This window comes from Roseateles sp. YR242, from assembly GCF_900109745.1.
Classification (GTDB): domain Bacteria; phylum Pseudomonadota; class Gammaproteobacteria; order Burkholderiales; family Burkholderiaceae_C; genus Roseateles.
In genome coordinates, this window is sequence record NZ_FOAV01000008.1 from 239,069 (window position 1) to 257,776 (window position 18,708).

An 18,708-nucleotide genomic window follows, 5' to 3' on the forward strand; every position below is an offset into this window, starting at 1 on the left:
TCAGCGGAAGGCGTAGGCCAGGGTCACACCCACGGTGCGCGGGTCTCCCACATAACCCGTGGTCGTGCTGCCGCCCACCAGGCGGGTGTAGTAGAGCTTGTTGAAGGCATTGGTCACCCACAGGGCGGCGTCCCAGGTACCGCCGTCACCGGGGCGCTTGGCGCCGATGGTGAAAGCAGCCAGGCCGTAGCTGGGCACGCGGGCGGAAGCGGCGTTGTCCACGGAGCCATAGGTCCAGCCCCGATAGCTGTAGCGCGCCGAGACATAGGGTTGGAAGCTGCCTTGCTCCCAGTTGTAGCGGGTCTGCAGCGAGAAGACCTGCTTGGGCGTGTTGAACACCCGCTGGCCGGTCAGGTCGCAATAGGTGGCGGTGATTTCCGGTGGGCACAGGGCTCGGTGGTAGCTGGTGTAGCGGGCGTCGTTGATGATGCCGCTCAGCACCACGTCCAGGCGTTCCAGCGGTTGGGCACGCAGGGCCACTTCAATGCCCTGGCTGCGGTAGGTGCCTGCATTCATGAGATAGCTGGTGAGCGCCTCGTCGTCATAGGCCTGGGTCTGGAAGTCGCGCACGGTGGTGCGGAACACGTCGGCCTGCAGCGTGAGCTTGTCCGGGATCAGGGTGCCCAGCACGCCAATTTCGACATTGGTGGTGGACTCTGGCTTGAGGATCAGGGTGTCGTAACCCGCTGCCTTCGCCGCACCTGCGGAGACATTGATGCCCCCGGCTTTCTGGCCGAAGCCGGCTGCCGCGTAGGTGCTCCAGTCATCGTTGACCTGGTACTTCAGGCTGGCGGTGGCGGAGGGCAAGGTCTTGTAGATGCGCAGTGCGCCAGAATCAAAGCTCGCGCGGTTCTTGCGAACAAAGCTCGCATCGCGGGAGTTGTAGGTGGCACGCGCGCCCAACTGCAGGTCCAGCCGCTCGGCGAGGTGGAAGGTGCCCCGGCTGTAGACCGCGGCCATCTCGTCGTTCAGGTGGCCGTAGCGGATGATGTCCAGGCCGCGGAAGGCGCTGCCGGCGTAGGTGGTGACCAGCGCAGTGTCGTAATAGCGTGTGTGGGCCGTGGTGTCCTGCATGTCGCGGTAGTAGTTGACCCCCGCCACATAGTCGAAGAACTCGCCGCGCGGCGACTCCAGCCGGAAGTCCTGGCTCACCACCGAATCCCCCACCGCCGTGCCGCTGTTGGCGTAGATGGGTACGCTCAGTTCATCAGCGTACTGGGGCAGGTAGTGGTAGCGGCGCCACGCGGTGACCGAGCGGAACTTGTCGCCATTGGCCAGCTTCCAGTTGGCCTCGGCCGAGATACCGCCGTATTCGGCTTCGGTGGTGGTGACGTCATCCACCACCGTCTCCCGGCCACCGGCCGCGTAGGTGGCGCCAATCTTGGCCGCCGAAGCGGCGAAGGCGCTGCCCACGGACTTGTAGACCCGCGCCGGGTTGGCGGATTCCCGGCCGTAATCGGCGGTGAACTTGAGTTCGAAGCTGTTGCTCGGGCGGATCAGCCATTGGCCGCGCAGGCCGCTGCGCTCATACCCATTGATTCGCTCGCCATCAAAGAGGTTCTTCACCGAGCCGTCGCTATGGGCGTAGAAACCCACCACGCGGAAGGCGGTGACGTCATTCACCGGGCCGGAGAACACGCCCGTGACCTTGGAGGTGTTGCGGCCGGCGTAGGTGGTGGTGATGCTGCCTTCGCGCTCGAAGGACGGGGCCTTGGTGTGGATGTCGACCGCGCCGCCCGTGGCGTTCTGGCCGAACAGCGTGCCGCTCGGGCCCTTGAAGACGTCGACGTAGTCGATGTCCGTCAGGGACCGGATGATGCCGGGGCGCGGGTAGTAGACGTTGTCGACATAGGTCGCCACGCTGCTGGGCATGCCGATGTTCTGGTCGCCGCTGCTCTGGCCGCCGCCGTCGCCAACGCCACGGATGGAGAGCTGTGTGTCGTTGGAGTCGGTGCTCTGGATGTAGAGGCCAGGGACCACGTATTGCAGGTCATGGATGTCCTCGACATGAAGCTCCGCCAGTGATTCACCGCGCACGCGGGAGACGGCAGTCGCCGGGCGCTGCGGGTGCTCATCCTTCTTGGAACGTCCGACGATCTGCACCGCATCCAGCTCGGTGACGTTGTCCGTGCGGCTGGCACGGTGCAGGGTGAAGCCGGTGTCGGACTCCCGCAGTTCAAGCCCGCTGCCCGCCAGGGCCTGGCGCAAGGCGTCGGCGGCGGAGAGCTGGCCGTTCACCGCCGAAGCGCGACGCTGTGCGGTGAGCTTGCGGTCGTACTCGATCTTGAACTGACCTTGCGCTTGCAGGGCTTGCAGCGCCTGGTCCAGGTCCCCGGCCTCGATGTGATAGGTGGACACGCCAGTGGCCGCGTGAAGCGCCGGGCTGCCCAGCAGCAGGCCGGCAGCGAGAAGGGCGGCAGACACTGCGGACAGGCGCAGCAGCGGTTGGCGAGGAACAGCAGGAAACATCGATTCTCCGGAAATGTTGCGAAAAAGGGGGGCCCTGCCTCGGGAATGGCATGGGAGACAAAGGGATGGAATGGATAGCCCGGTCGCGATTCACGGCGGCCCGCGTGGTGGCGGGTGTCAATGAATCGGCAACGCCGCCATTGGATGAATGGGCGGGCCGGTTGAATCGTGCGTGGTGTCAACAGCCCCCGGTGGGCGGGCCATGCCTTCAAAAGCGCAGGAGTGCCGCTGGGTGATTGCGGGCTACCTCGCTATTAAGCGTTTAATCCTTTGCGCGAAAAAAAAGCTGCGCGCAACTTCGCCAAATTCATGTCTTGGAGGCGGACTGTAGGGAGTGGGGGCAGGATTGATAAATGAGAAATCCGGTGTGACAAATGCGGATTTCTTATGCGGATGGAATGGAAAACTGTGCGTTCGACTTCCACTCACTTCCCACTGAGCGCTGCCGCCAGGCTTACTTGCCGGCGCCAGGCCTGATCCACCTGGGCGCCATCAGCCGAGTGGTGCTGCGCGAAGAATTGCGATGGGCACACGCCATAACACCGCTGCCAGACCTTGGAGAGGTGGGCAGAATCCGCAAAGCCGCAGAGCTGCGCGATGTCCGTCAGCGGCCGCTGGCTGCCCAGGAACATGGCAGCGCGGCGGATCTTCTCCGCCAGCGCATATTGCCGCACGGTCAGCCCCAGCGCGGCCACAAATGCCTGGGATGCGCGCCGGGCCGAGAGGCCGACCCGCAGCCCCAGCGCAGCCAGGCCGGCGGTCGGGTCCATGCGCAAGGTCGCCATCATCTGCAGCACGGCGGCGTCCACCGGTTGCAACGGTCCGATGCTGTCCGCCACATCCGCAATGTGCAGGCCTACGGCCGCACGCAATTGGGATCCCACCAGGCGCTGGTGCGCAAACGCCTTGGCGCAGGTCAGCAGGCCGGCGAACTGGTGGGTGTCCAGAACCTGGACAGTGTCGCTTGGCGCTTGCCGGCTGAAGGTGTTGTAGCGCGGGTGGGCCGGCTCCAGGTCGATCAGCGCAATGGGGTGGCCGCCGGAATCCACCCGGCGGCGCAGAAAGGGCCTCACGGCCACCATGTGCCCGGTGAAACACTCGCCCCCCGCCGTCACGCGCAAAGGCTCAGGGCCGATGGCACAAGCGATGGTGGCCGAATGGCGGCACACGTCGGATTGCATTGCCGGACAAGCGTAGATGAAGCTGTCCCCCAGAAGCCCCAGGCGGGGCGCGGCCATGGTCTCAAGCATCGTGGCGGCATGCTCGTGCAGGCCGCCACAGGCGTCAAGGCTGGACCCTGTTGCGTTCACTGTCATAACGCGCCTGGGCTCGCACGGCTTTCTCCGCCATGGAGATCGAGGTCGACGTGTCCTCGCGCATCAACTCCAGCAGGCGGCGGGCCACGGCATCGTCCTCGGCAAACATCTGCCTGGCGTTGTCCGAGCCCAGGTAGGTGGCGCGCAAGGCTTGCAGCGCGTTCAGCTGTGCCAGGCCTTCCTCCGGCAGCAAGGGCGCCTGGCCGGGCGGGAAGGACTGACGCTGCGCATCCTGATAGGCCTGGTATTGCGCCAGCAGCTCGCGGGCACGTGCAGCCGCCGCTGGGGGGAGGCCGGCCAGATCGCTCTCCAATGCCGCCGCGAGCCCCGGGCCATTGTTCAATGCCAGCAGGGATTCGATCTGCAGCCGCATGGGCTGGTCCACCACCAGGCGGCCATTTGCATCCGCGCGGAACGGGCGGGATGCGCCGGCGGTGACGGCGGGTTCACCCGTGGCGCCGGCACTGGTGGGCGCTGCCAGCGTGGGGTCGGTGTTGGACAGGATGGTTTCCCCGGTGGGTGAGCCGCCAGGTGTTCTGGCCCACGGGAAGGACTCGGCATACGAAGAGGCGTCAGGCACGGCGGCATGGTCCAGCCAGGCATAAAGCCCGACCGCGCCCAGCCCCACGATGAGGGCTGGGCCGACCATGCGCCAGCCTACCAAACGCGAACGCGGGTAGGACATGGCGGGCTCCGGGGTCAGTACGGGCAGTTCTGGTTGTAGCGGTCAAACACCAGCGCCGTGGCGTAGGCCTGATGTTCGGCACCGCACAGGAAGGCGGAGTAGCGTGTGTCCGAATCAATGAAGCGCTTCATCCAGGCCACACCGTAACGCCCGATGGGTGTGTTGGTGCTGTTGGGCGTGAAGTGCGTGGCCAGGTTCAGTTCCGCATACGCCTTGTACGTGGAGCTGGGCAGGCTCGCATAGAAGGGCCGTGAATGCACCGCCACCGGCGCGACCGTATCCCCATCCGAACCGAAGATCAGCGTGGGCACCTGGTTCTGGCTGAAATTGGTGGAGAGATTCCACGGTGTGAGCGGCAGAGAGGCCTTGAGCCCGGGGTTGTTCTGCGCCGCGATCAATGCGCCGCCACCGCCCATGGAGTGCCCGGCCACGGCCCGCTTGCTGCTGTCCACGCGGCTGCGCACGGTGCTTGTGGCGCTGTTCACCACGTAGTTCAGCGCCGCCACCAGTTGGGTGGCCCGGCTGGCGGGCTGATCCAGCGTGGTCAAGGTGTCGATGGTGATGACCACGAAGCCATGCGTGGCGAGCCGCCGGCCCAGCCAGGCGATGCTGGATTGCGTGGCCGTGAAGCCCGGGCTGACGGCAATGACACCGTATTGACCGGTGGTGGTCGGATAGTAGATGGTGCCGCCGCCAAACCCGGAGGCGATCGCCACGGTGCTGGTGCTCACAGCAAAGGGCCCGGAAGTGGCGTTGAGGCTGGAGGAGGTCGGGTCCGGTCCGATCTGGGCCGATGCACTGGCCGCAATGGACACACTGGCAGCAAAAACGCCGGCGCGGAGCACGCGTCGGGCGGTTGTCGAGAATTTCATGTTGTCTCCCTGTAGTGATGACACTGAGCCGCGACACGGGGTGTTCAACGGCGAAGCGCAGTCTAGGAAGGCGGCCGACGAATGCCTTGTATTGGGGCGACGGGATCCCCCCTAGTTCGCATGCGGGTAAACCCACCTCCGCGCGGGCGCCATCGGCCGCAGGGCCGACGCTACGGCACGTGGCCGCTCTCGGGCCAGGCTTGGCGATGCGCGAAGCCGCCATGTTCCTGGGACGCCCAACGATGGATTTGGCGTAGGCGGCTGCCTAAGTTTTCAGCCGGTGGGCCGGGTCCGGGCCACCTCGATGCAGTCCGGGAGAATCTTCATGCAGAGGCTGACTGGACGGTTGCGCGCACTGCACGCACTACAGACGATGTTGGTGCTGGTGCTCGCCATGTGGGCCTTGCCGGCCCGTGCGGATCTTTACCACTACACCTACACCGGCAACGCGTTCACCATGACCGCGCAGCTGACGGACTGGCCGTTCGGCCATCCGACGCAGGGCAGGGACTTTGTCCTGGAGTCGATCTCGGCGGAGTTCTATACCGCTGCGCCGCTGACCGCCGGCATGACGCTGGCGGACGTGACGGACTTCAGCATGACCATCTCGCCCTGGTATGGCCGGCCGTGGACGCTGACGCCGCCGCAGTACCCGGTGGCATGCCCGGGCTGTGTGTCGCTCACGGTCACGGGTGGTCTCAGCATCGGGGAAGTCAATGAGCTGGGGCTCCCCGGCGTCTGGGATCTATGGACCGCTTATGAAGCCATCTACCCCACCGGCCGTCACGAGACGCTGACGCTCTCCAGCACACGGAGCCTGGACAGCCTGACTGGCGGTTATGAGGCGTTCATCGGCTACAGCGGTGGCCTGGCGGCTTCCCCGGGCGTCTGGGCCGTTACCCAGGTGGTGCCGGAGCCCGCTACGCTGATGATGTTCGCGGTGGGTGGGCTGTTGGTCGCATGGTTCGCACGGCGAAGGAGCGACTGAGCTACCGTTGCCGCACTGCTTACAGTGCTCGCATGCCTTACGTGTAGGACACCCGTCTATCGAACGCTTGAATGCAGCGTGCCCGCACCCGGGATGGGTGCGGGCACGACATCAATCAGCGATCAACGGTCGGTAATCAGCGATCGTCACTCTGGTTGCTGCTGTCATCGTCGCGTTGCGAGGCCTTGTTCTGGTTCTGGCCGTCATCCACCCGGTTCTTGCTTTGAGAGCCGGAGCCACCTTGCTGCGGGGTGGGCTGGGACTGCTGCTGCGGCTGCTTCTGCTGGCCCTGGGAGCCTGAGCCTTGCTGACCTTGCTGGCCCTGGTTCTGCTGCTGCTGGCCTTGGTTCTGGCCTTGCTGCGGCGAGTTCTTCCCTTGGTTACCTTGATTCTGCTGAGCCATGATGATGAGTCTCCTGTATCGAGGCATTGGCGGGCTTGCCAACGTATCCATACCGGCAACCCTTGTTCCATCGTTGCGCGCAGGGTGAGCAGGAAAGCCCTCGGGGATGAGCATCTTCTTCAGGCACTGTAGAGTTACCCGATCCGTTCACTATTCGCCAACGAAAAGCCATGACGTCATCCAGCTATCCTGATACCCAACTCCTGATCGCCAACGAGTGGGTGTCGGCCACCGGCGGCCGCAAGATCGATGTGCGCAATCCGGCCACCGGCCAAGTGATTGGCACGGTGGCGCATGCCAGCAAGGAAGATCTGGATCGCGCGCTGGCCGCCGCCCAGAAGGGCTTCGAATCCTGGCGAGACATTCCCGCGCACGAGCGCGCCGCTACCATGCGCCGCGCTGCTGCACTGTTGCGTGAGCGCGCACCGGAGATTGCCCGGTTGCTGACGCAGGAGCAGGGCAAGCCGCTGGCAGAGGCCAAGGGGGAAGTGCTGGCTGGCGCCGACATCATTGAATGGTTCGCGGACGAAGGCCGCCGTGTGTACGGCCGCATCGTGCCTTCACGCAACCTGGCCGCCCAGCAACTGGTGCTCAAGGAGCCGGTGGGGCCGGTGGCTGCATTCACGCCCTGGAACTTCCCGGTCAACCAGATCGTGCGCAAGCTGGGCGCCGCCCTGGCCACCGGCTGCTCGTTCCTGGTGAAGGCGCCGGAAGAGACGCCGGCATCACCCGCTGCGCTGATCAAGGCTTTCGTCGACGCCGGCGTGCCGGCAGGCACGGTGGGCCTGGTCTTTGGTGATCCGGCCGAGATTTCCAGCTACCTGATTGCGCACCCGATCATCCGCAAGGTGACCTTCACTGGCTCCACGCCGGTGGGCAAGCAACTGGCGTCGCTGGCCGGCGCGCACATGAAGCGCGTGACGATGGAACTGGGTGGTCACGCACCCGTGATCGTGGCGGACGATGCCGACGTGGCGGTGGCCGTGAAGGCTGCGGGTGGCGCCAAGTTCCGCAATGCCGGCCAGGTGTGCATCTCGCCGACACGTTTCCTGGTGCACAACAGCATCAAGGCGCAGTTCACCGAAGCGCTGGTGGCTCATGCACAAAGCCTGAAGCTGGGTGATGGCCTGGCCGATGGCACCACGCTGGGCCCCCTGGCCAATGACCGCCGTGTGGCCGCCATGATCAAGCTGGTGGCCGACGCGCGTGACCGTGGCGCCAAGATTGCGGCGGGCGGTGAACGTGTGGGCAGTGCCGGCAACTTCTTTGCGCCGACCGTGCTGGCGGACGTGCCGTTGGACGCCTCGGTGTTCAACGACGAACCGTTCGGCCCGGTGGCCGCCATCCGTGGCTTCGACAAGCTGGAAGAGGCCATCGCCGAAGCCAACCGCCTGCCGTTTGGCCTGGCCGGTTATGCCTTCACCCGTTCGATCAAGAACGCGCACCTGCTGTCGCAGCGTGTGGAGGTGGGCATGTTGTGGATCAACCAGCCCGCCACACCTTCGGCTGAAATGCCGTTTGGCGGCGTGAAGGACTCTGGCTACGGTACCGAAGGCGGGCCCGAGGCGCTGGAGGGCTACCTCAACACCAAGTCTGTGTCGATTCTGGGTGTGTAAGCAGGGTGTGGCCGTCGGGAGACGGCCCTCCGAAATGTTGTGTCGCTTTCGTAAAGAACGCACCTGCTGACTTTTATACTCCGCCCCGCAAAACACGCGAGGGGCCTCTTTGAGAGGCCCCCGCAGCATATTTTTTCCATGCGGGAGGAGACACATGTTCTCGATGAAGCACAAGAACGCGGCCATCCTGGCGGCGTTGTCGGTCCTGGTGACGGCCTGTGGTGGCGGTAGCGATGACAAGGCCGGTTCGGCAGCACCGCTGAGCGCCAATCAGCAGGCGTTTGAAAACCTGATCCTGGCGCCCAACACGGGCAGCTACTTCCTGCACTGGAACCTGAGCGCGTCGGCGACGCAGACCAGCGGCGTGAACTACGCCTATTCGGATTCCTCCGTGCTGTCGTCTTCGCCCGCCAATGGCCCGCAGATCTCTACCCAGAGCGCGCCGGTCAACATCACCAGCACGCTGGCGCTGGTAGCACCGACACCTGCGCGTGTGCTGAAGAACGGCGCGATCCTGGTCGCGCCGGCCACGGCCTCGTCCAGCAAGGTCAGCTATGTGGGCAACGACATCCGCGTGGATTCGCTGGCCGCGGACAACACCACGGTGGTGTTCTCGGAGATCCGCAGCAACTACGAAACGGTGGCATTGACGGGGGCCATCAGCACGACGCCGGCCGACTTCGCGCATTTCCACAACGTGATCTTCTCCAACACGGCCATTCTCAATACGGCCGCGACGTATGCCGCAGGCTCCAGCTACGTCAAGTTCACGCAGACCAATGCCGGCGACCGCTACAACGCCTTTGACTGCACCACCGCCACCACGGGCGCAGCGGTCACACCGTGCCGCACCAGCACGACGCTGGCGGCCGTGCTCACCACTGGCATTTCATCGACCAGCGATGGCGTGACCTACCATCTGACCGATGGCAGCGTCAGCACGGTGGGCGGCGTGTCGGTCTGGGTGGCAACCGCGCCGCGCCCGGTCTCGGCCACGCTGAGTTCCACGGTGCAATACCGCATCTACTTCGAGCTCAACGGCAATGTCTACACCGGCGCGTTGATCAAGGACGGCACGGTGCTGGGCGGTAGCTCCTACGTGTCCAACCCGGCCGGCACCACGGTGGCGGAGCGCATCACCTTCCTGCCTTTTGACATCCGTATGAACAAGGCGGCCCATGGCAGCCTGGTGGCGGCGATGAAGATCTGATCGCCTGACGGCGCCTGCAACGCCACCCGCAGCGTCACCCAAAGCCCTTGGCCTCTGACCAAGCGGCGTCGGGTGACGCCTGCCTTGCGGTGAACGGTCCTCTCATCCGGGATGACGGGCCTGGCGTCCGTGCAACCACCGCCCGATGATTGCAGCCGCTACGGCTGCCAATACCGCGACCGCAGCGCCCATGACGGCGACGCTTTGCGTGCCCCACCCGGTGATGGTGGCGCCACCAAGAACGGCCCCCAGGGCGATGCCTCCGTTGGCAGCAGACACGTTGAGCGTGCCTGCCAAGGCCTGCGCCTGAGGCGCCGCCTTCATCACCCGGATCTGGCAGACCGGATAGAGGGCCGTGTTTGCAATGCCCCACACACCCAGAGCGACGGCCAGCCCGACATGCGTTGTCGCCAGCAGCACGGTGGCCAGCATGCCAACAGCCAGCAAGGCGCAGAACACGGCCGTTGTGGCCAACGGCCGACGGTCGACCCATTGGCCGCCGAGCCAATTGCCGAGTAGACCGACCGCTCCAAAGCCCATCAGCCACCACCCCACCTGAGCAGCGGGTACGCCGGCGACTGTCTCCAGCAACTCAGCCAGGTAGGTGTAGCCAGCGAACATCGCCGTGAAAACGGTCACCGACAGAAGGACGTTGGCGACGAAGGCTGGATCACGCAGGATGCGCGCCTGCTGCATCAAGCCCACGCGTTGCCCGGCCGCCATCTTTGGCATGTAGACCTGCAACAGGGCGGCGACCAGTGCCGACAGGATGGCCAGTGCCCAGAAGGCGCCACGCCAGCCGAGGGTGTCGCCAGCGATGGTGCCCAGAGGAATGCCGAACAGCATGGCGGCGGAAATGCCGAGATACACCGTGGAGACAGCGCGCCCCGCACGCGTCGGTCCGGCCAGCTGTGCGGCGGTCTCGCTCGCAGTGCCCCAGAACACCGGCAAAGCCAGGGCTGGAACAATCCGGGCCACGGCGAGGATCCAGACGTTGGTGGCCATGGCTGCCACTGCATTCGACGCTGCAAAGAGCGCCAGCACGGTCAGGAACAGGCGCTTGCGCTCGACATCCCCAACCAGGCCGTGAGCGGTGGGCCAAACAGCATGACGACCACGGCGAACAGCGTGACCAGTTGGCCCGTGGTAGCCACGGACAGCGAGAGGTCTCTGGCCAGCGCTGGAAGCAGGCCGACCATGAGGAATTCCGTGGTGACGATGACAAAGGCGGCTATCGCCAGAATGATGGTCGTCGCGGAGCCGGCGGGAGAGAGCGCCTGGGGCCGAGCGGCGGGGCTGACGATGGGGGCGAGGGACATGTTGAGCAACGGGCGGTTGTAAGCCCAGGAGCTTATTGATTCCCTGATTTCCCATGTTGGATCACATTTCCAGTGATCTCATCCTTTTATTCCAGATTCGTCACCCGCAGCCGCGTGCTGAGGTGGTTCAAAAGGGCATCCACTTTCGGGAGCAACTGGCGGCTTCGCTGCCACAACAGGTAGAGCGGCAGGCCGTCGATGGCGAAGGACGGGAGCACTTCCACGAGTTCCCCGCTGTGCAACTTGTCTTCGATGAGCCAGGTGGCGAGTTGCGCCACACCAAAGCCTTGAAGCACGGCCTCGACCCAGGATTCCGCGCTTCCGACTTCGAGCCGCGCGGCGGGATGGTGGTGCTCGACGGGCGCCTCACCACGCTGGATGAGCCACGGGCTGGGTGTGCCATTGGTCCGGCGGTAGAGCACGGAATCCAGTTGGTCCAGCGAGGCGACATCGTCTGCGATGGGGCCAACACGTTCCAGGTAGCCCGGTGAGCAACAGAAGACTCGCCGCTCGCGGCCCAGAAACCGGTGGCCGATGGGGGCGGGCCAAGCGTCCGCGCCACCGATGCGCACGGCCACGTCAATGCCATCCTCCACCAGGTCCACGAAGCGGTCGGTGAGGGAGACCTGCGGCTGCACGCCTGGATGAAGCTTCATGAACTCGAAGAGCAAGGGCATGACATGCATGCGGCCGTAGGTCGCCGGCAGGTCGATACGCAACTTGCCAACGGGCACCAGGTCCTCGGCCTTCAGCACATGCTCGGCTTCTTCCAGTTCCCCAAGCACCCTCTGGCAGGTTCGGTAGAAGGCCTGACCGGCATCGGTCAGCGCAAGGCGGGGCGTGCTGCGTTCAAACAGGCGGACACCCAGCCGGGCTTCCAGCCGCGCCACGGACTTGCCCACCGCGGAGTTGGTGAGGTTGAGACGGTCCGCAGCGGCCGTGAAGTTTCCGGCGTCGACGACGGTGACGAAGACATCGATGCCTTTGAGGCGCTCGGACGGGTGCATGGGGGGAGTTTTTTTTAGGGGGTCTGCGATGGTATCTAGGCGCACCGCGACCTGGCCGGCTTCGAGTTCGGCAGCAGCGCCGTCGATGAAGCGCTGATGCGCAAGCTGCACAGCACCGCCTTTACCGAGACCGCGCACAATGTCGTCTTCATCGGAGGTCCGGGCACCGGCAAGACGCACCTGGCCACGGCGCTGGGGGTGGAGGCCATCCAACGCCATGGCAAGCGGGTGCGCTTCCACTCGACGGTCGAGCTGGTCTGGGCAGGGCGCGTTCAGCTTTTCTCCAAACACCTTGCACTGTCTTTCCGCGGGATGTGGTGCACGCCACTGAGCTTCCGTTCGTCAGGGTGACAGCGCCGAGAGCGCCTCATCTTGAGCAGCGTGCGTATCTGGAAGGTGGGGAACTATTTTCCCGTTCCTTAGAATAATTACTCTTTGGGCCGATGCGATGGTTTCTGGTCGGTGTGCCACGAGTATGCGCGTCATTTTTTGTGCTGCAATATTTCTTGATATCTCGCGCTCGTTCTTGACATCAAGATGGCTAGTGGCCTCATCCAAAACGAGAAGTCGCGGTCGCTTATATAGTGCACGTGCTAGAAGAATTCGCTGTTTTTGACCGCCCGATAGGCCGGAGCCAAGGTCGCCTACAATTGAGTGGTATCCCATTGGCATGGCAATAATGTCCTTGTGGATATTTGCGAGTTGTGCGCAATCCTCGATCAATGATTGAGAAGGCCCGACGTCAAAGAAGGAGATATTCTCGGCTAGGCTGCCAGACATCAAGGAATCCTCCTGCATGACTGCTCCAATCATGCGGCGATAGTTTGCAAGCCCGAGTTGTCTAATAGGAATTCCACCGTAAAGTATGTCGCCGGAAGTGGGCTCAAAAAGCCCAAGCAAAAGCTTCAAAAGGGTGGTCTTTCCTGATCCGCTAGATCCCTTTATGGCTACCGATTCGCCCGCGAAAATCTTGAAATTCAAATTTTTCAGGACTAGTGGAGAATTGGCAGTGTATCGGAAGGAAATGTTTCTAAACTCTATTTCTGGTTCGAGGTGAGAGATATCAGCCTGATGCGCAAGGTCCACTTCAGGCTGCTCGGATACTATGTCGCCCAGTCGATCCATATAAAGGCTCAGTAGCCTTAGTTGGGCAAGAAAATCTATGAGTGAGGAAATCCGAGAAGTGAACTGAACTTTGTATCCAACGAATGACAAGAGCATTCCAGTCGTGAATTGACTGGAGGCGTCAGGGGTGCGCTCGAGGATCATCCTGGCACCTAGCCAGAAGATTATTAAGTTCTCTGCGCCAAAGATCACTTTGTTCACCGACCCGGTAAAAATTGTGATGATTGCCGAGCGCGCATCGTAGTTTTGGACGTCGATAATCAAATTTTGCCAACGTGCTCGCCGCTGATCTATTCGATCAAAGAGTCGTAAAGGAACTATAGAACGAATGGTTTCTACGAAGTGAGTACTTTCCTTGGCAGCAAGCGTAAGTCTGCCGGCCTCCGTTGACCTCATCCAACTCAAAGTTAGAATACGAGAAATCGAATATAAAAAAACTGCGAAACAGACGATGGCGGAAAGTTTAGGCGAAACCATGAACATCATGGCCAGCGAGGCGAGCGCCATAACGCCGTCCATCGCCCCTTCAACGGCTGAAGAGGTGAGAAGCTTCTGGATTGTGCCGATGGTTCCGAATCTTGAGAGGATATCGCCAGTATGACGTTTCTCGAAATAGCCTACAGGCAACCTTAGTAGGTGAGTGAAAACATTGCTGAGCCACTGAAATCCATAGCGCTGACTGATGGATATTAGAGTCCAAGACCGAAAATAAGATGTTCCAGTTTGAAGTATGAGTAGGATGGCGTAGCCAATTATTATTATTGTCAGCAAGTCGCGGTCGGCGGATACGAGGACGTCGTCCACAATGAACCGGCTCATCAGGGGAGCGGTTAGGTTTATTAGCTCCAGAAAAATGGCGAAAATGATGACTTGGGCGAGGGCGCGCTTAAGTCCAACAACCTTGCCGGTTAATTGACGGAGTGGAATTGTTCGGCGAGCTCTCTTTTCTCGAAATGTGGCTGTCTTGGAGAACTCGATAGCAATTCCGGTAAAGTTTTCATGAAAGACCGAGGTGCTTACTTTAATGCGGCCGTGTGCCGGGTCCATTACCGTAAAGGAATTGCGATGAATTTTCTCCAATACTACAAAGTGGTTCAAATTCCAATGTAAAACACAAGGAAGTGTTAGTTTTTTGACTTCGGTAATATGAACCTTTAGCGGGCGAGCCGCCATACCGATTTCGGATGAAAATCTGGACATGTCCAGCACGGACATGCCCTTTAGGCTGAGGGGGAACTTGGTTCGGAGCTCCCTTAGATCGTAGGTCGCACCAAAGCTCGCGGATATGGCTGCGATGCATGCCAGCCCACATTCCGCAGCCTCCGACTGAACATACTCTTTCAACCTCGCACCTCCTTGACGAATACTTTGCCAAGCAATCCGTTGGGTTGGCTTGAGATAATCTTGAAATGCGGGCCGGGTGTGACAGATTTGATGTTTATGCCGAGGGAAGAGAGTGTCTCTGGAGGGGCGATTAGCCACTCTCGAGCGACATTGTCCATGGCCCCTCGATCGTCGCGCTGCGAGAGTTCAATTAAAGTCTTGTATCTCGGATGGATGGCCAGTACTTGACGATCCTCAGCTGCGACTCTTCGCAAGTTCAGATATCCTTGAATTCCCCAAGCTCTTAAGCCATTAATCAAGCTTATTTTTTTGTAACATGCCATCGGGCTTCCGTGGAATCCGATGACTGAATCATTTGTAGAGATTGTTCTGGCGTTCGGAATTAAATAGTTGGCACATGCAGACATGCAGAATTCTCCAATTTCCAGATCGAGTTGGAGTGTTCTGATGATGTTGGCAATTTCGTACGCGGCTCTAGCGTCGCCACCGAAGCTATTTATCTCTAGTGATGTGATGTGTTTGTGGGTCGCAATTAGCGCCGACAGAACGCCCGGTGTCGAAGCATCTAGTCGGCCCTCAATTCGGATGGAGTTTTTTGCTGCGACGTACCCCACTGTCGCAACTCCGCGCGAGGCGAGGAAGAATCCCCGTGTGGACTTTGCGCCCCCGGCTTCCTTCTGAAACTCGGCAATGCGACGGGTCAGTTCAAGGTCGGATGGAGGAGACTCTCCACAAAGCCCGACTTGTATGCGGTTGTGATTGCCGGGTGGAGTTCCGGCGTTGACCGTGAACATAAGTAAGCTGCTCCCCATCAGAAGGATATTCAGGAACATCGGCGCTCTGCATAACGCTTTGGATGAGAAAAGAACCTGGCCACTGATGTGGCCAGGTCGGTCAGTTTAGTTGTTTGGCTTACGCGTCTTGACGATCGTCGTCGCCATCGCTTCCTTCGTCATCGGCGTCGTCATCGCCGTCGTCAGAATCGCCGGCGTCGCCGTCAGCATCATCACCGGAGGCGCCGTCATCGCTGTCATCATCGCCGGAATCGTCGCCATCGTCCGTATCGATCTCCTCGTCTTCAATGATGTTGCCATCGGCGTCAACGTCAACGCTTTCTCCATCAGATTCGATGGTCGCATTTCCCTCGGAGTCAAAAGTGCACGAGTATTCGTATGTTTTCCCGTCGTAGCTGATCTCGAGATTTCCGCCCTTTTCGATGCACTGTCCGCCCAGGTCTTCGAGCGTCTTCAACGGACCAACTTCCACGGTTCCGTTTTTGTCATCGCCATAAAAGTGGTCCCAAATTTCGATCAGGGCAGCGACTCCCCCAATGAGTGCAGCCACTTCAAGCAGCACGGCGATCCAACCGCCGCCAACTTCGTTTTGTTCTTCTACGGTGAGTTCTCTCATTTTCCTCTCCATTTGCCTTGGATTTTTGATCTATAGGCGCATTATTCCGGAAACCATCCGGCGTGGTACTTCAATTGCTTTGCCTGCCCTTCGTTAGGCTAAATAGTGGTTCGAACATCCATTCCCAGAGCTGTCTTCGCTCGAGTTTGACTTGGGCAGTAAGTGTCATCCCCGGTTTTAGATGAATAATTTGCCCGTCTTTCTTAAAATATTGCGAAGGAATGGCTACTTGGATGCGATACAGCGGCTCTCGAGTCGCCAGGGTGGCAAATATTGCCTCTGCTTGTCCTGGTGGAATATCTTGGGGATTAATGGGGGTTGTGCCGACAACATCGATCCGGCCTTCATGCAGCCCGAATTTTTGATAAGGAAACGCTGCATACTGTATTGCGGCGCTCTGTCCTGCCTCTACCAATCCGACCACATGGCTAGCTGCATAAAGGTTTGCAACTAATTTCTTACCATCTGAGGTCGCGGGAAGGATCGTTATCACGGCAACCCCGGCGGTCGTGAATTGACCCTTCAGCACATTTATATTGACAATTTGCCCGCCCTCAGGTGCTTCGACAAGCCATTCATTTCGGGCCGAGGTTTCTTTCCATTCCTGATCTAGAGCTGCTCGTTCTCCATTGCTGCGTGCTGTCGTGCTCTCATAAGTTGCTCTGTTGCTTGCTAGGTCTGCCCGAGCAGCATCAATCAATCGACGACTGTTGTCCATCTGATGGACGATAGATCGCTCGCGCAACTGCAGGTCGAGGAGTTCCTCCTCCCGCTGTTGAAGACTTAATTGAGGAACAAATCCCTGGGCAGCCAGCTCTCGGTACCGCTGTACCGTCACTTTGGAAAGTGCAATTCTCGATCTGCTGTTGGCGAGATCGGCTTCGAAGCCATCTACTTCAGCGAGGAGGTTGCGGAGTTGCCGGTTCAAGCTTTCGTCACGCTGCTTCCACTGCGTTTCTGCTGCAAGACCTTCCATTACTATGGCTCTTTTTCGCTTTTCGAAGGCGTCCTCTTGCATCGCGGCAAGTCTTCCGGAAACAGTTGCCCTGTCGCTTTGGAATTTAATTAATGGCGTCGATGCTTCAACATATTGACCCTCCTTAACGAGAATCTTCGCCACTGTTGCGGCTTCAGGGGAATAAACGCTCAAGACACCGCCCGCTGGGACGAGCACTCCTGACAAAGCAACCTTTTGATCATAGGAGGCCGCTGCCATAAAGGTCAGAAGCGCAATCATTGCAAAGAGCACGAATACTGTCATGGCCAGGCGATTGGGGGAGTTCGATATTCGGACTTCGCCCGGCAAATGGTCTTGGAGTTTTTCTATAACCTCTCTTCTAAAAAGGCTGGTCATTTGCGCGTTCTGATCTTCGTAGCCATTGAATCAACCTCGCATTTTAGGCAGTGTGTCGAAAATGTGTCCGCCGGGTCGCTGCTTGCAAGAATCTTAATGAAATTGAAGTCGCCGTTTCTGTGCATTCGGCTAGGGAAAGTCTTTAGAACTTAATAAAGGCGATACATTTGTTGTCTACTATTCTTCCTTGTTATTTTTGATTCTTGATTGGTTATCGATCGCGCGATGTGCGAACAAAGTTCCCAGTTCTGTGGGATGCCGCCGGGGGGAACCCTTCTGTAGTCATTGGCCGATCCCCCAAAAGGGTTGTGGTGCCGTGGAGCGATGCCCGGATAGCCCTAATTACCCTGAGCGAGCAATGTGCTAGATGGCCTTAGCACGAAACCACCCTTCGTGAAACAGTATTGATGTGCGCCTCCGCAGCTGACGGGTTGTAATGAGTCGAGCGCAGCTTTTGGTCCAACCTAAACGCACCTCTGGAAAGGCTGGCAGGCTAGTAACCGCTGCTGTGGCAGTCATCGTCGCGGGCGCAAACGGACTGCTGACATCAGTGAAAGAGCAGGAAGGCAGAGCGCGTGGAACAAAAGATCGACCGCCACAACTCGCGGGGCAAGGGGAGGTCTAGTCGCGTCAAGCTAGGACAGACTTCTCGGGGGAAGAACCGGCATAGACTCGGTTGCCGGAGACCAAGTCCAGCGGTCATTCGGGGGAACAATTCTTGGCTGCCCGCCGTGCGGCCCGTCAATATGAAGCGGGAGAGCGTGCGGGCCTGCGTGCCGAATTGGCAAAGCCGACAGTAATTCAAGTCGTGTCTCCGTGCGCCTCCTGTCCAGCAGCACCCCCACTGTCGACCTCCACCAAGGTGACCTTCGCAAATGGCGCTCACAACCTGGACACGGCCGCTTTCGATGTGATCAACGACGTGGTGGCAACGCTGCGCCTGAAGCCAGCGTCTGCCGTATTGCTTCGCGCACAAACCGACACGCTGGCAAGCATCACGCTGAACCAAGCACTCTCAGCCAGGAGGGCTAAGGCTGTGCGGCAGGCGTTGCAAGATCAAGGCGGTGTTGCCCCGAGCCGGATATTTGTCTCTGAGTTGCCCGAGACAGCATTGCCGGTCGTTACCGGCGACGGTGTCTCGAAGCCTGCGAACCGCAGCGTCGAGCTCATCGTGGTACCACTCGCGCCGCCGTTCTAAGCCTGATCACCCAACTTGATCGCAACGCAAGGGCTCTAGGGAAGGTCTGCAAAACTCTGCCGGCCATCTTGCCTGATGGCCCAAGGCTTGCGAGGATGTAGGCATGAAGCAGCAAAGCCTCGGACTGAACCTGTTGACCAAGAAGACGCGTAAGCGGGAGTTCCTGGAGCAGATGAACAAGGTCGTGCCGTGGGACGTGCTGGTGCAGATCGTGGCGCCGCACTACCCGAAGGGCAAGACAGGCCGACCACCATTCCCGATCGAGACCATGCTGCGCATTCACTACCTGCAGCAGTGGTTCGGTCTGAGCGACCCGGCGATGGAGGAGGCGCTGCACGACATACCGCTGTACCGTGAGTTCGCCAAGCTCGACGGCATGATCACCCGCTTGC

15 protein-coding genes and 2 pseudogenes are annotated in these 18,708 nt (G+C 60.5%); 6 read left to right on the forward strand and 11 right to left on the reverse strand.

Annotated elements, in window-relative coordinates; genetic code table 11:
• From BMY53_RS16515 to BMY53_RS16530, 4 genes are all read right to left on the reverse strand, one after another.
• Window positions 1–2,469, reverse strand: coding sequence for a TonB-dependent receptor (locus tag BMY53_RS16515; RefSeq protein ID WP_092947586.1), 2,469 nt, complete (start codon window positions 2,467–2,469; stop codon window positions 1–3).
• A 425-nt stretch (window positions 2,470–2,894) separates the two neighbouring features.
• A complete protein-coding gene (locus BMY53_RS16520) occupies window positions 2,895–3,707 on the reverse strand; it encodes a helix-turn-helix domain-containing protein (RefSeq protein WP_218151248.1) in 813 nt (270 codons plus the stop codon).
• 46 nt (window positions 3,708–3,753) lie between these two features.
• Window positions 3,754–4,470: a lipase secretion chaperone gene (locus BMY53_RS16525; RefSeq protein WP_092947588.1), complete on the reverse strand. Its 717-nt coding sequence runs from the start codon at window positions 4,468–4,470 to the stop codon at window positions 3,754–3,756.
• A gap of 14 nt (window positions 4,471–4,484) precedes the next feature.
• Entirely contained in the window at window positions 4,485–5,342 is an 858-nt protein-coding gene (locus tag BMY53_RS16530; protein WP_092947589.1) for an alpha/beta hydrolase family protein, read from the reverse strand.
• 325 nt (window positions 5,343–5,667) lie between these two features.
• Between BMY53_RS16530 and BMY53_RS16535 the strand changes: the two genes are divergently transcribed.
• A complete protein-coding gene (locus BMY53_RS16535; protein ID WP_177200919.1) occupies window positions 5,668–6,330 on the forward strand; it encodes a PEP-CTERM sorting domain-containing protein in 663 nt (220 codons plus the stop codon).
• A gap of 136 nt (window positions 6,331–6,466) precedes the next feature.
• Here BMY53_RS16535 and BMY53_RS16540 read toward each other — a convergent pair whose 3' ends face one another.
• Window positions 6,467–6,733: a hypothetical protein gene (locus tag BMY53_RS16540; protein WP_092947591.1), complete on the reverse strand. Its 267-nt coding sequence runs from the start codon at window positions 6,731–6,733 to the stop codon at window positions 6,467–6,469.
• Between the two features lie 170 nt (window positions 6,734–6,903).
• Here BMY53_RS16540 and BMY53_RS16545 point away from each other — a divergent pair, with 170 nt between their 5' ends.
• Window positions 6,904–8,349, forward strand: coding sequence for an NAD-dependent succinate-semialdehyde dehydrogenase (locus BMY53_RS16545; RefSeq protein ID WP_092947592.1), 1,446 nt, complete (start codon window positions 6,904–6,906; stop codon window positions 8,347–8,349).
• A gap of 154 nt (window positions 8,350–8,503) precedes the next feature.
• Complete coding sequence (locus tag BMY53_RS16550) at window positions 8,504–9,559, forward strand: hypothetical protein (RefSeq protein ID WP_092947593.1); 1,056 nt, start codon at window positions 8,504–8,506, stop codon at window positions 9,557–9,559.
• 102 nt (window positions 9,560–9,661) lie between these two features.
• Here BMY53_RS16550 and BMY53_RS16555 read toward each other — a convergent pair.
• Both BMY53_RS16555 and BMY53_RS16560 read right to left on the reverse strand, forming a co-directional pair.
• A pseudogene (locus tag BMY53_RS16555) lies at window positions 9,662–10,878 on the reverse strand (MFS transporter).
• Window positions 10,879–10,964: 86 nt separating this feature from the next.
• The gene (locus tag BMY53_RS16560; RefSeq protein ID WP_092947594.1) at window positions 10,965–11,885 is read right to left on the reverse strand and encodes a LysR family transcriptional regulator; all 921 of its coding nucleotides are present in this window, start codon (window positions 11,883–11,885) and stop codon (window positions 10,965–10,967) included.
• A 39-nt stretch (window positions 11,886–11,924) separates the two neighbouring features.
• Here BMY53_RS16560 and BMY53_RS16565 point away from each other — a divergent pair.
• Window positions 11,925–12,143: pseudogene (locus BMY53_RS16565) on the forward strand (ATP-binding protein); the annotation flags it as partial.
• A gap of 84 nt (window positions 12,144–12,227) precedes the next feature.
• Here BMY53_RS16565 and BMY53_RS16570 read toward each other — a convergent pair.
• The 4 genes from BMY53_RS16570 to BMY53_RS16580 form a co-directional block, all read right to left on the reverse strand.
• Complete coding sequence (locus BMY53_RS16570; RefSeq protein WP_177200920.1) at window positions 12,228–14,354, reverse strand: peptidase domain-containing ABC transporter; 2,127 nt, start codon at window positions 14,352–14,354, stop codon at window positions 12,228–12,230.
• Window positions 14,351–15,187 (reverse strand): hypothetical protein, encoded by an 837-nt coding sequence (locus tag BMY53_RS25980; RefSeq protein WP_177200921.1) that lies wholly within the window; start codon window positions 15,185–15,187, stop codon window positions 14,351–14,353. The genes BMY53_RS16570 and BMY53_RS25980 overlap by 4 nt, the downstream gene beginning before the upstream one ends.
• 79 nt (window positions 15,188–15,266) lie before the next feature.
• Window positions 15,267–15,764 (reverse strand): hypothetical protein, encoded by a 498-nt coding sequence (locus tag BMY53_RS16575; protein ID WP_092947596.1) that lies wholly within the window; start codon window positions 15,762–15,764, stop codon window positions 15,267–15,269.
• A gap of 70 nt (window positions 15,765–15,834) precedes the next feature.
• On the reverse strand, window positions 15,835–17,118 hold the full coding sequence (locus BMY53_RS16580; RefSeq protein ID WP_092947597.1) for an HlyD family secretion protein: 1,284 nt from the start codon (window positions 17,116–17,118) through the stop codon (window positions 15,835–15,837).
• Between the two features lie 718 nt (window positions 17,119–17,836).
• Here BMY53_RS16580 and BMY53_RS16585 point away from each other — a divergent pair.
• Entirely contained in the window at window positions 17,837–18,316 is a 480-nt protein-coding gene (locus BMY53_RS16585) for an OmpA family protein (protein ID WP_177200922.1), read from the forward strand.
• A gap of 103 nt (window positions 18,317–18,419) precedes the next feature.
• The coding region (locus BMY53_RS16590) for a transposase (protein WP_143074109.1) at window positions 18,420–18,708 on the forward strand (289 nt) is incomplete at its 3' end.